This window comes from Pseudomonas sp. FG1 (assembly GCF_034313875.1).
GTDB classification, from domain to species: Bacteria; Pseudomonadota; Gammaproteobacteria; order Pseudomonadales; family Pseudomonadaceae; genus Aquipseudomonas; species Aquipseudomonas veronii.
On record NZ_JAVIWP010000001.1, the window covers coordinates 4,841,512 to 4,861,621 of the forward strand.

The 20,110-nt window shown below is 64.6% G+C and carries 19 protein-coding genes; 6 read left to right on the forward strand and 13 right to left on the reverse strand.

Going from position 1 to position 20,110, the window contains the following annotated elements; all coding sequences use genetic code 11:
• Position 1: 1 nt before the first annotated feature.
• From RGV59_RS22070 to RGV59_RS22120, 11 genes are all read right to left on the reverse strand, one after another.
• A complete protein-coding gene (locus RGV59_RS22070; RefSeq protein WP_207255205.1) occupies positions 2–943 on the reverse strand; it encodes an acetaldehyde dehydrogenase (acetylating) in 942 nt (313 codons plus the stop codon).
• The gene (locus tag RGV59_RS22075) at positions 940–2,799 is read right to left on the reverse strand and encodes a feruloyl-CoA synthase (protein WP_017847313.1); all 1,860 of its coding nucleotides are present in this window, start codon (positions 2,797–2,799) and stop codon (positions 940–942) included. The genes RGV59_RS22070 and RGV59_RS22075 overlap by 4 nt, the downstream gene beginning before the upstream one ends.
• A gap of 108 nt (positions 2,800–2,907) precedes the next feature.
• The gene (locus RGV59_RS22080; RefSeq protein ID WP_102618764.1) at positions 2,908–3,690 is read right to left on the reverse strand and encodes a 2-keto-4-pentenoate hydratase; all 783 of its coding nucleotides are present in this window, start codon (positions 3,688–3,690) and stop codon (positions 2,908–2,910) included.
• Positions 3,691–3,719: 29 nt separating this feature from the next.
• Positions 3,720–4,691, reverse strand: coding sequence for an NAD(P)H-dependent flavin oxidoreductase (locus tag RGV59_RS22085; protein ID WP_017847311.1), 972 nt, complete (start codon positions 4,689–4,691; stop codon positions 3,720–3,722).
• 42 nt (positions 4,692–4,733) lie between these two features.
• Positions 4,734–5,546 carry a 3-(cis-5,6-dihydroxycyclohexa-1,3-dien-1-yl)propanoate dehydrogenase gene (hcaB, locus tag RGV59_RS22090; RefSeq protein ID WP_017847310.1) on the reverse strand — a complete coding sequence of 271 codons (813 nt, stop codon included), beginning with the start codon at positions 5,544–5,546 and terminating at the stop codon, positions 4,734–4,736.
• Positions 5,547–5,556: 10 nt separating this feature from the next.
• Entirely contained in the window at positions 5,557–6,087 is a 531-nt protein-coding gene (locus RGV59_RS22095; RefSeq protein ID WP_017847309.1) for a 3-phenylpropionate/cinnamic acid dioxygenase subunit beta, read from the reverse strand.
• A gap of 9 nt (positions 6,088–6,096) precedes the next feature.
• Entirely contained in the window at positions 6,097–7,446 is a 1,350-nt protein-coding gene (locus tag RGV59_RS22100; RefSeq protein ID WP_126586740.1) for an SRPBCC family protein, read from the reverse strand.
• 39 nt (positions 7,447–7,485) lie between these two features.
• On the reverse strand, positions 7,486–7,839 hold the full coding sequence (locus RGV59_RS22105; protein WP_017847307.1) for a non-heme iron oxygenase ferredoxin subunit: 354 nt from the start codon (positions 7,837–7,839) through the stop codon (positions 7,486–7,488).
• Entirely contained in the window at positions 7,811–8,686 is an 876-nt protein-coding gene (locus RGV59_RS22110; RefSeq protein ID WP_046383254.1) for a protocatechuate 3,4-dioxygenase, read from the reverse strand. The genes RGV59_RS22105 and RGV59_RS22110 overlap by 29 nt, the downstream gene beginning before the upstream one ends.
• Before the next feature lie 4 nt (positions 8,687–8,690).
• Positions 8,691–8,987, reverse strand: coding sequence for an extradiol ring-cleavage dioxygenase (locus RGV59_RS22115; RefSeq protein ID WP_032804499.1), 297 nt, complete (start codon positions 8,985–8,987; stop codon positions 8,691–8,693).
• A gap of 6 nt (positions 8,988–8,993) precedes the next feature.
• Positions 8,994–9,809 (reverse strand): alpha/beta fold hydrolase, encoded by an 816-nt coding sequence (locus RGV59_RS22120; protein ID WP_017847304.1) that lies wholly within the window; start codon positions 9,807–9,809, stop codon positions 8,994–8,996.
• Between the two features lie 295 nt (positions 9,810–10,104).
• Between RGV59_RS22120 and RGV59_RS22125 the strand changes: the two genes are divergently transcribed.
• From RGV59_RS22125 to RGV59_RS22150, 6 genes are all read left to right on the forward strand, one after another.
• A complete protein-coding gene (locus tag RGV59_RS22125) occupies positions 10,105–10,686 on the forward strand; it encodes a TetR/AcrR family transcriptional regulator (protein ID WP_017847303.1) in 582 nt (193 codons plus the stop codon).
• Between the two features lie 456 nt (positions 10,687–11,142).
• A complete protein-coding gene (locus tag RGV59_RS22130) occupies positions 11,143–12,180 on the forward strand; it encodes a branched-chain amino acid ABC transporter permease (protein WP_102618766.1) in 1,038 nt (345 codons plus the stop codon).
• Entirely contained in the window at positions 12,180–13,946 is a 1,767-nt protein-coding gene (locus RGV59_RS22135; RefSeq protein ID WP_126586742.1) for an ABC transporter permease subunit, read from the forward strand. The genes RGV59_RS22130 and RGV59_RS22135 overlap by 1 nt, the downstream gene beginning before the upstream one ends.
• 5 nt (positions 13,947–13,951) lie before the next feature.
• Positions 13,952–14,707: an ABC transporter ATP-binding protein gene (locus RGV59_RS22140; protein ID WP_232566609.1), complete on the forward strand. Its 756-nt coding sequence runs from the start codon at positions 13,952–13,954 to the stop codon at positions 14,705–14,707.
• Positions 14,708–14,757: 50 nt separating this feature from the next.
• Positions 14,758–15,894: an ABC transporter substrate-binding protein gene (locus tag RGV59_RS22145; protein ID WP_102618768.1), complete on the forward strand. Its 1,137-nt coding sequence runs from the start codon at positions 14,758–14,760 to the stop codon at positions 15,892–15,894.
• A gap of 31 nt (positions 15,895–15,925) precedes the next feature.
• On the forward strand, positions 15,926–17,206 hold the full coding sequence (locus tag RGV59_RS22150) for an OprD family porin (RefSeq protein WP_046486464.1): 1,281 nt from the start codon (positions 15,926–15,928) through the stop codon (positions 17,204–17,206).
• Positions 17,207–17,366: 160 nt separating this feature from the next.
• On the opposite strand, the gene RGV59_RS22155 is transcribed toward RGV59_RS22150, so the two are convergent.
• The gene (locus RGV59_RS22155; RefSeq protein WP_046486465.1) at positions 17,367–18,491 is read right to left on the reverse strand and encodes an NAD(P)/FAD-dependent oxidoreductase; all 1,125 of its coding nucleotides are present in this window, start codon (positions 18,489–18,491) and stop codon (positions 17,367–17,369) included.
• Entirely contained in the window at positions 18,484–20,106 is a 1,623-nt protein-coding gene (locus RGV59_RS22160) for a methionine--tRNA ligase (RefSeq protein WP_126586744.1), read from the reverse strand. Before RGV59_RS22160 ends, RGV59_RS22155 begins: the two co-directional genes overlap by 8 nt.
• Positions 20,107–20,110 lie beyond the last annotated feature (4 nt).

Here is a 20,110-nt window from a genome sequence, read left to right on the forward strand (position 1 = left end):
CTCAGGCCTGTTGCATCGACTGCGCCATGCGCTCGGCGGTGGCCAAGGCTGCGGAGGTCATGATGTCGAGGTTGCCGGCGTAGGCCGGCAGGTAATGGGCGGCGCCTTCGACTTCGAGGAACACCGAGGTTTTCAGGCCGGAGAATTTGCCCAGGCCAGGAATGTTCAGCGGCGCATCTGCCGGAATCACGTCGAACTGCACGTTTTGCTTGAGGCGATAGCCCGGCACATAGGCCTGCACGGCCGCCGCCATCTCGACGATGGAGGCTTCGACCAGCGCCTGATCCGCCGCTTCGGACAGCACAAACACCGTGTCGCGCATGATCAACGGCGGCTCGGCCGGGTTCATCACGATGATCGCCTTGCCCTTGGCCGCGCCGCCGATGACTTCGATGGCCTTGGACGTGGTTTCGGTGAATTCGTCGATGTTGGCGCGGGTGCCGGGCCCGGCGGATTTACTCGCGATCGAGGCGACGATCTCGGCGTAATGCACCTTGGCCACCCGCGACACCGCGGCGACCATCGGGATAGTCGCCTGGCCGCCGCAGGTGACCATGTTGACGTTGAGCTGATCGAGGTTCTGCTCCAGGTTCACCACCGGTACGCAGTACGGGCCGATGGCTGCTGGCGTCAGGTCGATCAGGCGGATGCCGGGCTTGATCGCGCGCAGGAACGCATCGTTCTGCACATGCGCGCCGGCTGAGGTGGCATCGAAGACGAAATCGATGTGCTGGAACACCTCCATGCGGGTCAGGCCTTCGACGCCTTCATGGGTGGTGGCCACGCCCATGCGCTGGGCGCGGGCGAGGCCGTCGGAGGCCGGGTCGATGCCGACCATGACCGCCATTTCCAGGTGTTTGGCGTTGCGCAGGATCTTGATCATCAGGTCGGTGCCAATGTTGCCGGAACCGATGATGGCGACTTTGAGTTTTGCAGGGTTCATACGGCTTCTCCGTAGACTTCAGCGAGGAGGATGACGCTGGGCTCGAGGCTGTCGGCGTACAGCCGCGTCACGGCCTCGGCGCGCAGGCTCAGCGCCATGCGCTGGTTGATGTAGCCTTTGTCGGTGATTTCGCCGTCGTTGAGGCTGGGCGGCGAATCGAGAATCACCAGGCGCATGGCATGTTGGGACGACGCCGGGAACTCCTTGGCCAGCGCCAGCAGCCCCGAACACAAGGCCAGGCGCACCTCGGACTGCATCGCCAGTTGTGCGCCGCTCATCTGTTGTCCGGCGGCACCGAGCAGATCGCGCAGGGCCGGGCTCGGGTAGATCAGCGCACCGATCACGTCGCGATCATGCCCACAGATCACGCAATCGCTGACGTAAGGCGCCAAGGCACTGACCAGGCGTGGACGCAGGGTGCCCACCGACACCCAGGTGCCGCTGCTGAGTTTGAAGTCTTCAGTCACCCGACCGTCGAACTGCACCCCCAACTCCGGCCGCTGCGGGTCGACCAAGCGCCCCGCGTCGCCAATGCGGTAGAAGCCCTCCTCATCGAACGCGGCCAGGCTGCTGACCGGGTCCTTCAGGTAGCGCGGGAACACCGACGGCCCGCGCACGCGCATCTCCAGCTTGTCGCCGCAGGGCACGAACTTGAGCTGCGTGCCCGGTACCGGCAGGCCGATGATGCCGGCCTTGTCGGCGGCGAAATGCACGTTGGTGACCACCGGCGACGTCTCGGTCGAGCCCCACTCGGTGGCAAAGAACAGCGGGGTGTCGCGGACCTTGGTGGCACACGCCGCCAGCCGCGCCCAACTGCTCTGGGGCAGCGCGGCAGCGGCGTAGAACAGCATGCGCAGACGCCCGAACAAAGCGCGCGCCAGTACCTCGTCGCGCTCGAGGTACGGCAGCAAGACCTCGTAGCCGCGCGGCACGTTGAAGTACAGGGTGGGTCGCACCGACTTGAGGTTTTCCACGGTGCGGTCGATTTGCCCCGGCAACGGCAGACCGTCATCGATGTACAAGGTGCCGCCGTTGCGCAGTACCAGGTTGAAGTTGTGGTTGGCGCCGAACACATGGCTCCAGGGCAACCAGTCGAGCACCACCAGTTCTTCGTGTTCAAGAAAGCGCCAGCACTGGGCAATCGCCTGCTGGTTGGCGCAGAGCATGCCGTGGGTATTGACCACCGCCTTGGGCGCACCGGTCGAACCGGACGTCATCAGGTAGCGCGCCGGGGTGTCGCCGTCGAGCCGTGCAAACGCTTGCATCACCGCTGGGCTTTCGGCCTTGTACAACAGCGGCAAGGCCAGCGCCCCGCGAATTTCCTGGGCGTTGCGCGCCGCCACCACCGGGCAATCCGGGTTGACCAACTCGATGGCACGGCAATAGGCATCGCCGTCGTTGACGAAAATCAGCGCCGGCTTGAGCACCTCGACAATCGCCTTGAGTTTGCTGCACCCGCTGCCGGTGTTGCGCGAGTACGCCACGGAAATCGTCGACACCGGGATGCCCACGTGCAGCGCCGCCAAGGTCAACAGCGCCTGGTCCAGATCGTTTTCCGAGAGCATCAGCAGCGGGCGCCCGGCCGGCAGATCCAGCTCGAGCAAGCCCTGGGCCAATGCCCCCACGCGCTGGCGCACCTGGGCATAGTTCAGGCTGAACCAGCCGGCGCCGCGCCGCTCGGCCAGGTAGGCACGCTGCGGTGTCTGCACCGCCCAGTGTTCGAGCCACTGCCCGATACAGCGCGCATAGGGCTGCAGGGGTTCGGGGGAACTCAGCACGAAGCTGCCGTCGGCTCGTGCCTCATACAGCACCTTGGCAGGGGCCAATTGGGTCGGATCATTGAAAAAATCGTACATTGCACGCCCTCGTGAATACGGCAGGCCATCAGCCCGCTGCTCACTCGTTTTATTGTTGTAATCGCCACCGGGTCGTCAGCCCGGTAGCAGGGTTGTTGCCTGCCGGCCTCAGCCGAAACGACAGCTCACTTCACCCAGGCGGGTGAGGCGCAAGCGCACGCCGTCGCCCGCCACCACCGGCACCATGGGCCCGAGCGCGCCCGACAACAGCACGTCGCCCGCCTGCAACGGGCGCCCGGTCAGGGCCATGGTGCGCGCCAGCCACAGCGCAGCGTCGAGTGGGTTGCCCATGCACGCGGCCCCCACGCCGATGGCCGCCTGGGCCGCGTTCTTCTCCAGCAGCATGCCTTCGAGCGCCAGGTCCAGGCCGCGCAGGTTGACAGGGGTCTTGCCCAGCACGTAGAGGCCTGATGAAGCGTTGTCGGCCACGGTATCGACCAGGGTGATCTTCCAGTCCTCGATCGCCGAGTCGACGATTTCCAGGGCCGGCAGCACATGGTCGACGGCGCGCAGCAATTCGCCCAGGGTCGTATCGGGGTGAGGGAGATCGCGCCCCAGGACGAAGGCGATTTCGCCCTCGACCTTGGGCTGGATCAGCCGGGTGCTGTCGATGGTCTCGCCATCGCGGTATTCCATGTCGGCGAACAGCATGCCGAAATCGGGCTGATCGACGCCCAACTGCTGCTGTACCGCCAGGGACGTCAGGCCGATCTTGCGCCCGCTCAGGCGCCGACCGGCAGCCAGGGCGGCCTGGGTGTTGATCTCTTGCACGGCGTAGGCGTCGTGCAACGACTGGATGTCGAAACGCTCGGAAATGCGTGGGCAAGGGCTGCGGCTCGACCGCGCCAGGGCCAGCGCAGCGGCGGCGGCCTGAAGGTTTTCGTGGTGCATGGGTTTGCTCCTGAACGGTTCTGGATGGCTCACAACTGACGTGCGCGGCTTTCGCGATACCCCTGGTGCAACTCGTCCACCAGTTGCGCCACGCTGTAGGTGCCGGTGATCTGGCCTACGCCCTGGCCGGCCGACCACACGTGTTTCCAGGCTTTGTTGGCAGTGGAGATGTCACCGGAAAAGTCGATGCTGGCGCGGTTTTCGGCGCTGGGGTCGATACCGGCCTTTTCCAGCGACGGCCGCATCCAGTTGGCAAGCACGCCGCTGACCGCCTTGGTGGTGGTCACGTCATCCAGCGAGCAGGCCACCAACATGTCGCGGTAGGCGGCTTCCACCAGGCTTTCATGGGCGGCAATCAGACGGGTTCCGACCAGCGAGAAATCGCAGCCCAATACCTGTGCCGCATGGATGTCGCGGCCGTTGGAAATCGCCCCGGCCAAGCCCAGAGGGCCGTCCCAGAACTGGCGCACTTCGGCGACGAAGGCGAACGGGTTGTAGCTGCCGGTATGCCCGCCCGCCCCGTTGCACACCAGGACCAGGCCATCGACGCCAGCGGCCACCGCCTTGCGCGCCAGTGCCGGGCTGATCACGTCGGCGATCACCACGCCGCCATAAGCGTGTACGGTTTCAAGGACGCGCTTGGGGCTACCCAGGGCGGTGGACACGATAGGCGGCTGATAACGGCGCACCAACTCGAGCTCGGCGTCGAAGCGGTCGTAGGTGCTGTGTACGATCATGTTGAGCATCCATGGCGCCCACTGCTCGCCGCGTTGCTGCGCCAGCTCACGCTCGCGGCTGATCTGCTCCAGCCATTCCTGCAATTGCTCGACCGTTCGCGCATTGGGCGCCGGAAGGCTGCCGACGATGCCGGCCTGGCAGCAGGCGGCCACCAGGGCCGGCCCCGACACCAGGAACATCGGCGCCGCGAGGACCGGGAGGTTGAGCCCGGCAAACAGGTTCAGGAGTTGCTGTTGCGGTGCACTCAGGCTTGTTCTTGTCATCACGCATCTCTCTTATTCTAGTTATCAAGGCGTCGGCCTGGCTCAGGCCTTGCGCGGCTTGGCTGCACCGGCACTGCGGATCTCCCAGCCGCCATCGCTGTGGATGATGTTCGCCGTGGTCAGGCCGGAATTTTCCCGCGAGGCCAACAGCACGTAGTGCCCGGTGTGGTCTTCGGGCTCGGCAATCCGTTGCAACGGCACCGCCTGCGCCGCACCGGCTTCGAAGCCCGGGATCTGGTTCAGCGGCACACTGCGGCTGTTCAAGCCTTCCAGGCTTTTCATCGGCGTGTTGGTCGCCCCCGGAGCCACGCCGTTGACGCGGATGTCCGGCGCCAGCTCGTAAGCCAGCTGGCGAATCATGCCCACCAACGCATGCTTGGCGGTGACGTAGAGAATGCCACCGCCGCCGGCATAAAAGGCACTGTTGGAGAGGGTAAAGATCATGCTGCCCCGGGTTTCGCGCAGTGCCTCGATCGAGGCTTGCGCGCCCAGCAGATAACCCTGCACGTTGGTGGCGAAGAGTTTCTGGAAGGCGCCCTCGAACTCTTCCGGGGCAATACGGTCCAGGCGCGTGAAATAATCGAACACGGCAGCGTTGCCGACGAAGGTGTCAAGCCTACCAAACGCCTCAAGGGTCGCCGCCACTGCACGCTGATTGTCCTGATACCGCGACACATCCCCCTCAATCGTGATGACCGCGTCGCCAAGCGTGTCAGCCAACGCGGCCAGTTGCGCCGCATCGCGGCCCATGACCGCGACGCGCGCGCCCTCGGCCACGTAACGACGGACGATGGCGCTGCCAATCCCGCCGGTACCGCCGGTGACCAATGCCACCTGCCCTTTTAACCAAGCCATATGCCAGCCCTCAGAGGAAGGTGTTGATGTTCTTGCACAGCAACATCGCGTTAGGGATCAGGATCTTGCGCTTGAGCAACTTGAGGCCGTCGGCCTCCAGGCGCAGTACATCCTCGCGCCGGCCGGCGATCTGGTGATGCTCGTCCAGGCCGCGGCTGCGCACGTTGATAAAGCACGAGTAGGCCAGGTATTCGCCCGGCGCCGGGCCGGCATACACTTCGATGTTGCTGATCAGGTGAACGTTGCGCGTCGGCGGGTTCTCGGCCCAGGCCGACGGCTGCTTGAAGCGTGCCACGCGGCGCTTGAGTTCGCGCATGCCGTCATCGAAGAAGGCCATGTGTTCCAGGCGATAGGGCCCGGATTTGTCCTCGCGGCGCCGGTTCTCGATGCCCGGCATCCAGTAGTGGATGGCTTCGCTGAGACCGTGCAGCCACGCGTCCCAGCATTCGCCGTCGAGCAGGCGCGCTTCGCGCAGCAAGAACTGTTCGACGCGGCGGGTTTCCTCGACTGAAACGAGGCTGTCCTGTTGTTCGTGTGTCATCTGGCCCCCTCAGCGCAGCGTGCCGTTGCGGTCCGGAACATCGGCCCAGGTCGGTGCCTGCAGCAGGTCCTTCCAGCGCTGATAGAACGCCCGCGCATTACATTCGTTGAGCTGGCCCTTGAACACATTGCCGGGCAACTCGCTGTTTTCGAGACGGGTGTGCATGCCCAGGCCGACGTACAGGTCCTGATAACGCGTGACCACGCCACGGCTGCTCTTGGTGCAGTACTCCCAGTTCTCGCCGTCGTCCATCTCGAACACCCCGGTGGGCGAGAACGTCATCATCGCGCCGCGCCGCCACTTGTCTTTGATGTCCTGCGGGGCGTTTTTGTTGACGATCACCCAGGTGAACAGCTCGATCTTGTGCGGGCCGCGCGGCTGCCAGATGCGAACGGTGTTTTGCCCCGGCAGAAAGGAAAAGTTGGGGAACACGGTGAACGAGGAAATCGCCCCGATCAGCCGCGAGCGGAATTCACCGAGGCGGTCCGCCACCTTGGGACGCAGCACGTGCAGGTATTTGTTGATGTCTTTCTCGCCCAGGGTCGCGGCGTTGCCGACCACGTCGGTGGCGAACTCGTAGCCGTGGCCATTCCAGTTCACCGAGTACGACTCGGGCAACTCGCCGACATTCGCCACCGGCCCGCCGAGCATGGCCTTGGCCGCCGAATCGTGGGTCCAGCCGCCGTGCAGGATGTCACCGACGAAGTTCTCGGCGGCGATCTTCCAGTTGCACTCAATGGTGGAGCGGATGCAACCACCGAGAAACTCGCTGCCGCCTTCATCCATGTCGAGCATCACGTCCATGTACCAGGTCATCGGCCCGAGGTATTCCTCCAGGGTCGGCGCATCGCTGGCAAATGTGGCGAAAACCAGGCCTTTATAGCTGGCGACACGCGCCTCGCGCAGGCCGTGCCTGGACTTGTCGAACTGGCTTTCTTCGTAGCATTTGGACTCGTGCATGCCCATCAGCCGGCCGCCATCGGCACCGAACGACCAGCCATGGTAGTTGCAGATAAAGCCGCGGGCGTTGCCGGCCTCGGCAAAGCACACCTTGTTGCCACGGTGCGGGCAGGCATTGAGGAAGACCTTGATCGAGGCGTCCTTCTGGCGCACCACCAGCACTTCGTCTTCACCCATCGAGGTGGTCAGGTAGTCGCCGGACTGGGGCAGCTGGGACTCGTGTGCGACGAACAGCCAGCAGCGCGCGAAGATTTTCTCCAGCTCCTGCTCGTAGATCGCCGGGTCCCAGAAGACCTTGCCGGACAGGCGCCCTTCCTCCATGTCGCAGATACGGTCGAGGTTGCCCAGGGCGGGCGTGCTTTCAATGGTTCTGAGCGGTATGTGTTTGTTGTTATCCATGGTTCAGACTCACAGGAATACGGTTGGACAGCGGCCCGGTCACACCGGGCTGTTGGCGGCGGCCAGCGCCTCGTCAGCCTCCAGGGCGATGTCGGCGAACACCTCGCGGTCGGTGACGATGACCTTGTAGGTGCGCAAGTGGCGCTCGCAGGGAAACGTCACCGCCTTGCCGCTGGGCACATGGAACTGGCCCCAGTGGACCGGGCAGGTAATCAGGTCGTCTTCCAGGTCGCCCTCGGCCAGCGAAGCGGTGGCGTGGGTACACATGTCGGTGGTGGCGTAGAACGTGCCCCCCAGGTTGTAGACGCAGATGGCGTCGCCCTCGCGGTGGGCAACCTTCTTCAGCTCCCCTGGCGCCAGCTCATCACGTTGGCAAAGTAATACACGGCTCATGCTCGGCCCTCACACTCAGTTGCACAAAGCCCAGCCCGGTGACCCAGGCGGGTACGGCTTCATAGGCAATCACTTCGCCCTGCGGGCGCTCGATGGCGGCCAGGGCGCAGGCGAAGTTACGGATTTCCATCGCGCCGTTGCCGGCCCGACGCAGGATCTCTTCGTCGCTGTAGGCGCACAGCGCTTGCAGGTCGCCATTGACGCCGAGGGCGAGAATCTCGCGATCGAAGTCTTCGGCCACCCGGCCCATCTCGGCGGTGCCGACCCAGTGGCTGATACCGCCACTGCCGATAATCACCACACGCTCGTCGGCATCGAACGCTTCGACGGCCGCGCGCAGCTGCCGGCCGAGGTCGGCCGAACGCTGGAGCGAGATGTACGGGTCAACGCCGCACGCCAGGTACACCGGAATGCTCGGCAACTCACGCCCGAGCAAGGCCTCGGCCGGCTTGACCACCAGTTGGTGGGGGATGGAAAAGGAATGGTCGACGGTAAAACTGCGCGCCACGGTCCAGTCCACGCCCTGCCCATCGCCGTGTTCGACAATGTGCGCGGCCAACGCTTGATGGTTGCGCACCGCGCCACGTTCCAGGCCCGGCAGGCGATCGATGGGGCCATCCACATCGCCGGTGCCGATCACATAGCGCGGCAGGCAATGGGTGCCGAACAGAATGTAATGGTCGCAACCGACGATGATCACCGAGGTCGGCTGCAAGGCCGCCAGGCGTTCGGCGCAGGCTTCGTATGCAGCCCATACCGCCTCACGTTGCGCCAACGGCGGCGCGTCGGGTGCGACGAACATTACCGGGTCATGCGGCATCCAGAAGCCGCCTACTATCTTGCCCATCGGTTCACCCCTTGAGCGCGGCGGAAAATCCCGCGCTGTGTTCGTCGGTAGCGCCCAGGCGCTGTTTGTAGAGGCTCATGTTGCGGTCAGGGGCAAGCTCCTGCCAGAAGCCCATGGTCAGCATCGGGTTGACCCCGGCCGCCTGCAGCCCGGCAACATCGAACTCGACGATCATGCGGACCTCGGCCTCCTCCAGGGCAAAACGCCCGAGGAACCCGACCGCGTCCTGCCGAAAGCGCTCCTTGGCGACACGCTCGACGCACAACTGCCAGAGCGCACGCTCCATAACGTTTCTGCTCATACTGGCCTACTCGCTGAGGAAATCGCGGACCAGCGCGGCAAAGCGGCGCGGCTGCTCGCTCTGCACCCAGTGCCCGCAGCGCCCGAACAGGTGCAAGTCGGCATCGGGAATGCTGTTGGCGATCAGCAGCCCGCACTCGGGCGGCACCACGCGGTCTTCACGGCCGTGTACCACCAGCGTCGGCGCGACGATCTTGGCCAACGCGGCCGCGGGAAAGCCCTTGACCAGGGTCGGGCCGTCGGCGGCCGGCTGCGGGATCAGTTTGCGTAGCGCCTGCTGGGCACCAGGGCGCGCACTGGCTTCGTAACGTGCCTGCACCATCGCCTCGGTAATCAGCGACACGTCATAGGGGAACAGCTTCATCAGCTCGCGCATGTTGTCCAGCGATGGCTCGTATTCCCAGGCGCCGCGCAAGCCTGGGGTCTGCACGAACTCACCGGCCGGGGTGCCGAGCAACACCAGCTTGTTGACCCGCTCCGGTGCGAACACCGCTAGGCCGATGGCCAGCGCGCCGCCAAACGAATTGCCGACGAACGAGGCTTTTTCGATGTCCAGGGCATCCATGATGCCGAGCAGATGGTTGACCCACAGCTTGATGTCGTACTTGGCGTCGTCCTTGAACTCGGTGAAGCCGAAGCCGGCGATGTCCGGCACGACCACGCGCCAGCGATCAGCGAACACCGGCACGGTATTGGCCCAGTTGGCCCAGCCCGATACACCGGGGCCCGAACCATGCAACAGGAACAAGGCCTCGCCCTGACCGGCTTCGTGGTAGTGAGTCTGGTGCCCTGCTGCAAGCAGAGTCTTGGGATTTGCGCTCATGTCGGCCTCCGGTTCTTATTCTTAACATACAGATGTGTATCTGTATGCTATTTACCGATTTGACCTGCGTCAATTAAAAAAACGTGGCTTTGTGCAAATAATCTAAAAGCCAACCTACACACATGTACTCTAGAATCCGAGCACACGCAGCCCCCATGCGCGGGCCACAGTCGGTGCGCTGGCAATAGCTTCGTCGTTGCGCCGGGCGTTAGAATGGCGGCTCGCTGCCAAGGCGGGCGTCGAACGCTGCTGTGCCCTGGCGCTTATCCAGCTTGTTGGACAAGGCCCCTAGACAATGTCATCACGCACCAACCTCACGCGGGAAGATTGGATTCATGCGGCACAGGAAGTCCTGGTTACCAGCGGCGTCGACGCTGTGCGGGTCGACACCCTGGCCAAGGAATTGAAGATCACCCGTGGCAGCTTCTACTACCACTTCAAAAGTCGCGGGGAACTGCTCGAAGGCATCCTCGGCAACTGGCGCGCACGCGCCACCGAAGATGTGATTCTGCATCTGCGCAATGCCCACAGCTCGCCGCTGCAACAACTGCATCGCCTGCTCGAACTGCCCTCCCACGGGCAGACCGCCAAGGACGCCGCCTCGATCGAGCTGGGCATTCGCGGCTGGGCCCGCCGCGACAAGCAGGCGCGCCAGGCCATCGACGAAGTCGACAGCCACCGCCTGAGCTACATCGAAGGCCTGCTGATCCAGGCCGGCGTGCCCAGTGGCGATGCCCAGGACCGCGCCTACCTGATCTATGCCTACCAGATCAGCCTGTCATTGCTGCACAGCGAAGACACCCCGCAACAACGCCTGGAACGCAGCCAGCGCATGGCCGGCATCCTGATCCCCGAATCCTGCACCCTCCCCGCCTGAGCCCGGATGCCGACCTGCGTCGGCATCCATAAAAATACATAAATGTATCTTTCAAGATCACGAAGCAGCACGCGCACTGGGTGCTGAACTTTTCAGATGAAAAAGATTATTTTATTTTTTTATCTGAAAACAACAACATAGATCAGAACCCCGCCTTTAAACAAACCGTTACAGCGGCGCCTATTGACAAAGCGCCTACCCTCCCGCGTAGTCTATACATACACATTCACATGTGTATTTTAAAGCTGTGTATGGCGCTCCCTCAGGCTTATCCACACGACAATAAGAATAGAAAACGGGTACCTCACTATGCACTTGCATGCCCCCCTGCGCACGGCCACACCCTGCGCGCTTGACACCTCGCCCTCTCGACGACAGCACCCCGGCACGGCATTGACCGGCGCCCGCTGGCGCACACCTTCGCCTCTCTTCCCTACCGCTCGCTGAGGGCCGCTCATGGATATCTCGATACTGGCGTTTCTCGCCCAGGACGGCCTGACCACGGGCGCGATTTATGCTTTGGTGGCGCTGGCCCTGGTGCTGGTGTTCTCGGTGACGCGCACCATCCTGGTGTGCCAGGGCGACTTCGTCACCTACAGCGCCCTGACCCTGGCCACCCTGCAACTGGGGCTGGTGCCCGGCACCCTGTGGCTGCTGCTCGGCTGCTCGCTGGCCGCCTGCACACTGGACAGCATCGCCGCGTTGCGCCGTGGCCAATCGCGCCGGGTGCCCGGCCTGCTGGCACGCTACTTGGGCTTGCCGACAGTGCTATGGGTGGTGCTGGACACCTTCGAGCTGGCCGGTTTGCCGGCCGTGTTGCAGATCCTGCTGACCCTGGCGCTGGTCACGCCGCTGGGGCCGCTGCTGTATCGCCTGGTGTATCAACGGGTGGCCGAGACCTCGGTGCTGTTGCTGCTGATCGTATCGGTGGCCGTACACATCACGCTGGTGGGTATCAGCTTGCTGATGTTCGGCGCAGAAGGGGTTCGCACCGATGCCCTGGCCGAAGCGGTGTTCATGCTCGGTGAGCTGCCGGTGGGCCTGCAAAGCCTGTTGGTGATCGCCAGCGCCCTGCTGCTGATCGGCCTGCTCTACGCGTTCTTCGGCCACAGCCTGTATGGCAAGGCCCTGCGCGCCACGGCACTGAATCGCAAGGGCGCGCAACTGGTGGGCATCCCCACACAGCTGGCCGGCAAGGCGGCGTTCGGCCTGGCGGCGTTGATCGGCGCCATTTCCGGCGTGCTGATCGGCCCGCTGACCACCCTGTACTACGACTCGGGCTTTCTGATCAGCCTCAAGGGGTTTGTCGCTGCGATCTTCGGCGGCCTGGCCAGTTACCCGATTGCCGCGGCCAGTGCGTTTTTCGTCGGTGTCCTGGAGAGCTTCGCCAACTTCGGCGCCTCGGCCTACAAGGAGGTGATCGTGTTCACCCTGGTGATCCCGGTACTGCTGTGGCTCTCGTTGAAGCACCCTCACCTTGAGGAGCAACACTGATGATCCGTCGACTGATCCCCCTGTTCGCCCTGCTGCTTCTGGCGGGCCTGGCACCAGTGCTGCTGCCGACCTTCCATGTCACGCTGCTGAATTACATCGGCCTGTACAGCCTGGTCGCCCTGGGCCTGGTGCTGCTGACCGGCATCGGCGGCATGACCTCGTTCGGCCAGGCCGCGTTCGTCGGTATCGGCGCCTACGCCAGCGCGGTGCTGACCACCCAATATGGCCTGTCGCCCTGGCTCGGTTTGCTCGCGGGCCTGGCGATTACCCTTGTGGTTGCCACCAGCCTGGGTCTGTTGACCCTGCGCCTGGCCGGCCACTACCTGCCCATCGGCACCCTGGCCTGGGGCCTGGCGCTGTTTTACCTGTTCGGCAACCTGCCCGGGCTGGGCGGCTTCGGCGGCCTGCAAAACCTGCCGAATATCAGCCTGTTCGGCTGGCAGGTCCGCGACCCGGCCGACTTTAGCCTGCTGATTGGGCTGCTGTTGGCGATCGGCCTGTGGCTGCTCGACAACCTGCTGCACAGCCGCCAGGGCCGCGCCATCCGCACCCTCAAGGATTCCGCCGGCATGGCTGAGGCGATGGGCATCGACACGGCGCGCAGCCGCTTGCAGGTGTTCATCATCGCGGCCCTGCTCGCGGCGTTGTCGGGCTGGCTGTACGCGCACCTGCAACGTGTGGTCAATCCCACGCCGTTCTCGGTGGTGATGGGTATCGAGTATCTGTTCATGATCGTGCTCGGCGGCGTTGCCAGCCTCTGGGGCGCACTGCTCGGCGCAGCCCTGCTGACCCTGATCAAACAGGTGCTGCAAGACGTACTGCCACAGCTGTTCGGACACGCCGACAACGTCGAGATGATTTTCTTCGGCGTGCTGGTGATCCTGGTCCTGCAATACGCCCGTGGCGGCCTGTTGCCATTACTGAGCGGCCTGTTCCCGAGGGCACAACCCCGTCCGCTGCCCGAGCACCCGGCCCATGCGCTGCCCCGCCGGACGATGCCCGCCAACGGGCAGCCGTTGATGGTCGCAGAAGGTCTGCTCAAGCAGTTTGGCGGACTGGTGGCCAACAAGGACATGGGCTTGACCGTCAATGGCGCCGAAATCACCGCGCTGATCGGTCCCAACGGCGCCGGCAAGTCGACCCTGTTCAATCTGTTGTCCGGGGTACTGGCGCCCAACGCCGGCCAGATCGTTTTTCTCGGCCAGCGCATCGACGGCCTGTCGCCGCGTGCCATCGCCCGACTGGGCGTCAGCCGCACCTTCCAGCACGTGCGTTTGTTGCCGGACATGAGTGTCCTGGAAAACGTCGCCCTCGGCGCCCATGCCCGGGGCAAAGCCGGGCTGCTGCGCTCGATGCTGCATCTGGAGCGCGAAGAGGAAGCCGCCCTGCTGGCCGAAGCCCGGCGCCAGATCGAACGCGTGGGCCTGGGCGCCGCCCTGCACACCCCCGCCGGCAGCCTGCCGTTGGGCCAGCAGCGCATCGTCGAAATTGCCCGAGCGCTGTGCAGCGATCCCCTGTTGCTGTTGCTCGACGAACCCGCCGCCGGACTGCGCCATGCCGAAAAGCAGGCACTCGCCCACCTGCTCGAACAACTGCGCAGCGAAGGCCTCGGCGTGCTGCTGGTGGAGCACGACATGGAGTTCGTCATGGGCCTGGCCGACCAGATCGTGGTGATGGAATTCGGCCAGCGCCTGGCCGGTGGCACGCCGCTGCAGATACAGCAAAACCCTGCGGTGCTTGCCGCCTACCTTGGAGGTGTCGAATGAGTCGCCTGCTGGATGTACGCAACCTGACGATCAGCCACGGCAAGGTCGAAGCGGTACGCCAACTCAACCTGAGCCTGGAGGAAGGCCAGATCGTCAGCCTGATCGGCCCCAACGGCGCCGGCAAGACCACCTTGATGGCGGCGCTGATCGGCCTGCTGCCAGCACAGGGCCAGGTGAGTTACGCCGGCCAGCCGCTGCTGGCGCACCACGACGTCGCCCAGCGCATCGACAAGGGCATGGCGCTGGTGCCGGAAAGCCGCGAACTGTTCGGCCTGATGAGCGTCGAGGACAACCTGCGCCTGGGCGCCTTCAGCCGTCATCGGCGTGGCTTTCGCGACCACCAGAAGACCCTCGACGAAGTCTTCGGCCTGTTCCCGCGCATGTACGAACGGCGCAGTCAGCCGGCCTGCACCCTGTCGGGCGGCGAACGCCAGATGCTTGCCATCGGCCGCGCACTGATGGCCAAGCCGCGCTTGCTGATGCTCGACGAACCCAGCCTGGGCCTGGCCCCGCGGGTGATCGGCGAAATCTTCACGATCTTCGAGACCCTGCGCCAGAGCGGCGTGTCGATCCTGCTGGTCGAGCAAAACGCCCGCGCCGCGCTGAAGATTTCCGACTACGGCTACGTGCTCGAAGTCGGGGAAATCGTGCTTGAAGGCAGCGCCCAAGCCTTGGCCAACAACCCTCAGGTGGCCGAAATCTACCTGGGCCGCCCACCCACCCGAGCCGCCATGGAGGTCACCAGCGCTACCGGCACGTAGCGCCCTGCCACAGCCTTTGCCACACCATAAAAAAAATATCAGGAGCGTGTATGAGATCGATTTTTCCCTTGCTGTTGCTGGCCTCACTGTCTGCCGCCGCACAGGCGGACATGACCGTCGGCGTGATTCTCTCCACCACCGGCCCCGGTGCCTCGCTGGGTATTCCCGAGCGCAATACCGTGGCCCTGTTGCCCAAGGAAATTGCCGGCCAGGCGGTGAAATACGTGGTACTGGACGACGGCAGCGACAGCACGGCCGCCGCCAAGAACGCGCGCAAACTGGTGAGTGAAAACCGTGTCGACCTGTTGATCGGCTCCACCACCGTGCCCACCTCGGCGGCCGTGGCGCAAATCGCCAAGGAGAGCAAGACCGCGCAGATCGCCCTGGCCCCATTCGCCCCGGCAAGTGGCGAACAGACCTGGATCTTCACCGTCGCCCAGACCAACACCTTGATGGCCGAGGCGCTGATCGAGCACATGCAAAAAGCCGGCGTAAAAACCCTGGCGTATATCGGCTACAACGATGTGTGGGGCGAAGACTGGCACAAAGTGCTGAGCAAGATGGCGCCGGCGGCAGGCATCCAATTGGTGCGAGACGAGCGCTTCAACCGCACCGACTCGTCGGTCAGTGGCCAGGCCCTGAAGGTCATGAGCAGCAAGCCCGATGCGGTATTGATCGGCGCCACCGGCACACCCGCGGCCCTGCCCCACACCGAACTGCGGCGCCTGGGTTACAAGGGCACCATTTACCACACCCATGGTGCGGCCAACAGCGCGTTCCTGCGCATCGGCGACAAAGCCTTGAACGGCGCGATCCTGCCCGTGGGCCCCGTGGTGGTATGGGACAAACTGCCCGCCAGCCACCCGTCCAAAGCCATCGCCAGCCAATACGCGCAGGATTACCAGGCCCAGTACGGCGCCAACAGCCTGTCGCCATTCGGCGCCTACCTGTACGACGCCATGCGCCTGGTGGAGGCCGCCGTGCCGGCCGCGCTCAAAGGCAGCACACCGGGCACGCCAGCGTTTCGCGAGCAACTGCGCGACCAGCTTGAGCAGACCCGCAACGTGGTCGGCACCCACGGCGTGTACAACCTGAGCGCCACCGACCACTTCGGCCACGACCAGCGCGCTCGCGCACTGGTGACGGTGCAGGATCAGCAGTGGGTCCTCTTGCATGCCCCTGAATAACCCCGACAACAATAATAAAAAGGCAACGTCCATGAGTACTCTGAAACGGGTTCACACCACCCTCGCCCTCGGTACGCTGTGCAGCATCAGCCCCACGCTGCTGGCCCAGGGTTTTATCGAAGACAGCAAGGCCACGCTGACCTCGCGCAACTACTACTTCGACCGCGACTACAAAGGCGACTCGGCGCAATCGGCCACCCGTGAATGGGCGCAGGGCTTCATCCTGCGCTTCACTTCCGGTTATACCCCTGGCACCGTGGGGTTTGGCCTGGATGCCCAAGGCCTGCTCGGTTTGAAACTCGACTCCAGCCCCGATCGCACCGGCACCGGCCTGCTGTCGTACAACCCGGTCACTCGCCAGCCGAACGACAGCTATTCAGAACTGGGGCTGACCGGCAAGGTCAAGGTATCGAAAACCGAACTGCAGGGCGGCACGCTCGCGCCGAACCTGCCCATCCTGTTTGCCAGCCCGGCGCGCCTGCTGCCACAGACCTTTCGTGGCGCCCAGCTCAAGTCCCAGGACATCGACAACCTGACGCTCAATGCCGGCTGGCTCGACCGCATGAACCAGCGCGATTCGACCAACTACCAGAAGATCACCCTGGCCTCGCCCAACCGGCGCTTCAACGGTGCGGCCGAATCGGACAGCTTCAGCTTTGCCGGCGGCGACTACAAATGGTCCGACGCTCTCACACTCAAGTACTACCATGCGGAACTTGCGGACATTTATCGCCAGGACTTCGTCGGGTTTATCGACAATCGCCCACTGGGCCCGGGGCGGGTGAAAACCGATGTGCGCTACCACATCAGCGGCGAGGACGGCCCCGCCAAAGCGGGCAAGGTCGACAACCGCACCTTCGGCGTGATGAGCACCTACAGCCTGGGCGCCCACAGCCTCGGGCTCGGTTACATGCAACTGAGCGGTGACACGGCAATGCCCTACATCGCCGGTTCAGAACCGATGGTGGTCAGTGAAGGCGCCTTGAGCAGCGAGTTCCTCAACCCCAAGGAACGCACCTGGCAGGTCCGCTACGACTATGACTTCGCCGCCCTGGCGGTTCCCGGGCTCAAGGGCATGCTGCGGTATCTGGACGCCAGCCATATCGAACTACCGAGTGCATTGGGCGGCAGTGATCGCAGCGAGAGCGAAAAAGACATAGAGCTGTCTTATGTGGTGCAGAGCGGCACCTTCAAGAACGTCGCGTTCCGCTTGCGCCATGCCTGGTACCGCAATGACTTCGCCCCCAGCGCTTCGTTTCGCGATGACAACGAACTGCGGGTGAACATCGATTACACCTTGGCGCTCTGGTAAAGCCTCAATAGGTTAACCCGTTGCGAAACACCCCGGCTTTCCGGGGTGTTTTGCGTTGAGGCTTACTCGGCCGCGTTGATCAGGCCGATGGAGGAGTAGACGTTGCCCGGGGCCAGATTGCATCGCGGCCCGCGCAGCCACACAATTTACTGAATTACCGTTACCCGACCAACCGCTGCAGCGCAAACGGCGCCATCGCCGCCGACATCTCCCCCGTCAACACCCACTGCGCAATCGCCTGTCCGAACAGCGGCGCGAACTTGAAACCATGCCCGCTCAACCCTGCCGCGACCATCAACCCCGGCACGCGCGGGTCCGGGCCGAGCAGCGGATTACCGTCCGGCGTGTCATCGAAGAACGACACGCGGCGCCCGATCGGCTGTGCGCCCAGTAAACGTTGCACGCGTTGCGCGGCGCGGTCACGGTAGGCCAACACCTGAGTGTCGCTGAAGGTGCCGTCGAAGGCATCCGGGTCGATGGGCGCCCCTTCGGCGCCGCCCAGCGCGCCGATCACGTAGCTGCCGGGGCGATCCGGGCGCAGGTAGAAGCCGACGTCGCGGTCGCAGTAGCCCGGCATCGGCTTATCCGCGCCGCAGACCTCGAGAATGCCCACGCATTGCCGTGTGGCGTGAATCGGCAGCGGCGCGCCGCACTCGGCGGCCAGTGCGGCGGCCCACGGCCCGGCGGCGTTGATCACATGGCTGCTGGCGATAAACCCGCAGTCGGTCTGCACGCCGATGACGCGGCCGGCCTGGCGCACAATCCGCCGCGCCGCCCGGCCCTCTTCGATCACCGCGCCCAGGGCGCTCGCACCGGCGGCAAAGCTGCGTGCGGTAAGACGCGGGTCGCAATAACCGGCGTCCGGTTCGTAGACCGCGCCCGCCAGGCCATCGGTGTCCAGGTCCGGCACCCGTTCCCGTATCTGCTCGGGGCAGAGCCATTCAAGCGGCGCGCCCGCTGCCCGCAGACGCGCGACATTGGCCTGGGTGGTCGCTTGCGCGTGCCCGGCAATACCGGTCAGGAACCCCGTGCGCTGGTAGCCGCATGCGCCGGGATAGTGCTGCGGCCACTCGCGATAGGCCCGCACACCTTGCGTCGCCAGGTAGCTGAGGGCGGGGTCGGCATAATACGCCCGGACGATCCCCGGCGATGCGCCCGACGAGCCGCTGGCAATCGCGCCTTTATCGAGCAGCCTGACCGACGCCCCGGCCCGCGCCAGGTGCCAGGCTGCGGCGGTGCCGGTGGTGCCGGCGCCGATCACGATAACGTCGGCGTATTCATGCATCGCTGGTGGCCCCGGCAAGCACCACGCTGGCCGGCAGGCACGGCGCCAATGCGGCCGGCGACAGCGGCGCAAAGCGTGGGCGCGCCGAGGTCTGCGGACGTGGCTGCGAGGCAGCGCGCAGCGCCTGGATCAGCGGCAAACCGTCATGCCCCAGGCGCTGCCACAGGTACTCGGCCAGGCGCGGCATGATCGGCGCGGCCAGGTACGCCAGGCCCTTGAGCCACAGGTAGGCGTGGGCGGGCTGCGTGACGTCCAGGTCGGGGCGTTGCATCCATTGATGCAGCACGTCCCAGGCTTCGCGCACCGACACCGCGTCCAACCGGAAGGCCTGCCCCAACCGCGTAACGGCCAGCTCCAGGGCCGGCCACAGTGCCGGGTCGATGGACTGCGGCCGCGTGTGATCGAGGACGGCCAGCGCCAGGTCGATGCGACCGTCGAGCGCACCGGCCAGGTCCACATTGACCACCTCGACAAACTCCTCCACGGCGAAGTTGGTTTCGCCGTGTTCGGGGCTTTCGCGGCTCAGGAAGTAACGCACCGCGTCGCTGGTCGCCGGGGTCTTTTCGACGATATCGGCGGCCCATACCACATGCAGGCGGCTGGTGGAAAACTTCGCGCCTTGCAGGTTGTAGAAGTAATTGGTCAACACGTAATCGAATGAGCGGTGATCCTGCAACGCATCCATCACCGCGACACTTCCGGCCAACAGCAGCACCGCGTTGTCGATGCCAAAACTGACCAGCGTCGTCACCTCGCTGCTGCGCAGCATGGCATGGCCGTGCTCGGGCGCCTGTTCCTGGGATCGGTCGGCGCAGGTCAGCGCATACTCCCAGCCCGATTCGAACAGCACGCGCGGGTTGCCGAAGCGGTCCGGGCTCCAGGCAACGCCCCATTCGCCCGGCGCGGTCAGCCGCACCCGGCCGTTTTCCCGTTCCAGGAAGCGCGCAATCACCTCGACGATCGACGCCGGCGCACCGGAGGTCGCCATGCGCTGCAGCAACTGCTCGGGGTGGGCGACGGTCAGAAACAGGCTTTCGACCTCAACCCAGTGCAGGGGGCTGTCGCCCATGCGCGGTTGCGGGTCAAGCATGGCTTCCGGGCGAAACAGTGCGCCGCAGGCTTCGCAAAAATAGCCGCCCGCCCCCGCCCGGCAATACGGGCATTGCCCCAGCAGCCAGGCCCCCGCCATGTAGCGCCGGGTGTCCGGGCAATACAGCACGCGTTCGACCACGCTTTGCGTCACCCCGAGCGCCACCAGGCGCTCCACCGTGCGCTGGGCATTGCGCGCATGCTGCTGCGCATAGGGGCCTTGCACCAGGTCGAGGAAGTCATCCACCTCGACATCCAGCGCGCGCAGGTCATGGGCGATTTGCCCGTGATAGTCGCGCACCACGGCTTCGGGCGTGCGCTGCTCTTGCAGGGCCTTCCACAGCACATAGGAGTCGAAGCCGTCGACCGCCGAGACCACGTCGACACGATGGCCCTGGCTACGCAGGTAGCGCCCCAGCATGTCCATGCGCAAGTACGGCCCGGCGATATGCCCCAGGTGCAGCCTGCCGTTCGGAGTGGGCGGGATGGGCATCAGGAAGAAGGTTTGCGCGGCGATAGCGGTCATCTTT

Excerpts from the sequence above, each read along its gene's own strand:
- RGV59_RS22145 (WP_102618768.1), top strand. The coding sequence starts at position 14,758 with ATGAGATCGATTTTTCCCTTGCTGTTGCTGGCCTCACTGTCTGCCGCC.
- RGV59_RS22155 (WP_046486465.1), bottom strand. The coding sequence starts at position 18,491 with ATGCATGAATACGCCGACGTTATCGTGATCGGCGCCGGCACCACCGGC.
- RGV59_RS22095 (WP_017847309.1), bottom strand. The coding sequence starts at position 6,087 with ATGACACACGAACAACAGGACAGCCTCGTTTCAGTCGAGGAAACCCGC.
- RGV59_RS22125 (WP_017847303.1), top strand. The coding sequence starts at position 10,105 with ATGTCATCACGCACCAACCTCACGCGGGAAGATTGGATTCATGCGGCA.
- hcaB (WP_017847310.1), bottom strand. The coding sequence starts at position 5,546 with ATGGCTTGGTTAAAAGGGCAGGTGGCATTGGTCACCGGCGGTACCGGC.
- RGV59_RS22085 (WP_017847311.1), bottom strand. The coding sequence starts at position 4,691 with ATGACAAGAACAAGCCTGAGTGCACCGCAACAGCAACTCCTGAACCTG.
- RGV59_RS22115 (WP_032804499.1), bottom strand. The coding sequence starts at position 8,987 with ATGAGCAGAAACGTTATGGAGCGTGCGCTCTGGCAGTTGTGCGTCGAG.
- RGV59_RS22075 (WP_017847313.1), bottom strand. The coding sequence starts at position 2,799 with ATGTACGATTTTTTCAATGATCCGACCCAATTGGCCCCTGCCAAGGTG.
- RGV59_RS22130 (WP_102618766.1), top strand. The coding sequence starts at position 11,143 with ATGGATATCTCGATACTGGCGTTTCTCGCCCAGGACGGCCTGACCACG.
- RGV59_RS22110 (WP_046383254.1), bottom strand. The coding sequence starts at position 8,686 with ATGGGCAAGATAGTAGGCGGCTTCTGGATGCCGCATGACCCGGTAATG.
- RGV59_RS22100 (WP_126586740.1), bottom strand. The coding sequence starts at position 7,446 with ATGGATAACAACAAACACATACCGCTCAGAACCATTGAAAGCACGCCC.
- RGV59_RS22070 (WP_207255205.1), bottom strand. The coding sequence starts at position 943 with ATGAACCCTGCAAAACTCAAAGTCGCCATCATCGGTTCCGGCAACATT.
- RGV59_RS22080 (WP_102618764.1), bottom strand. The coding sequence starts at position 3,690 with ATGCACCACGAAAACCTTCAGGCCGCCGCCGCTGCGCTGGCCCTGGCG.
- RGV59_RS22105 (WP_017847307.1), bottom strand. The coding sequence starts at position 7,839 with ATGAGCCGTGTATTACTTTGCCAACGTGATGAGCTGGCGCCAGGGGAG.
- RGV59_RS22160 (WP_126586744.1), bottom strand. The coding sequence starts at position 20,106 with ATGACCGCTATCGCCGCGCAAACCTTCTTCCTGATGCCCATCCCGCCC.
- RGV59_RS22150 (WP_046486464.1), top strand. The coding sequence starts at position 15,926 with ATGAGTACTCTGAAACGGGTTCACACCACCCTCGCCCTCGGTACGCTG.
- RGV59_RS22120 (WP_017847304.1), bottom strand. The coding sequence starts at position 9,809 with ATGAGCGCAAATCCCAAGACTCTGCTTGCAGCAGGGCACCAGACTCAC.
- RGV59_RS22135 (WP_126586742.1), top strand. The coding sequence starts at position 12,180 with ATGATCCGTCGACTGATCCCCCTGTTCGCCCTGCTGCTTCTGGCGGGC.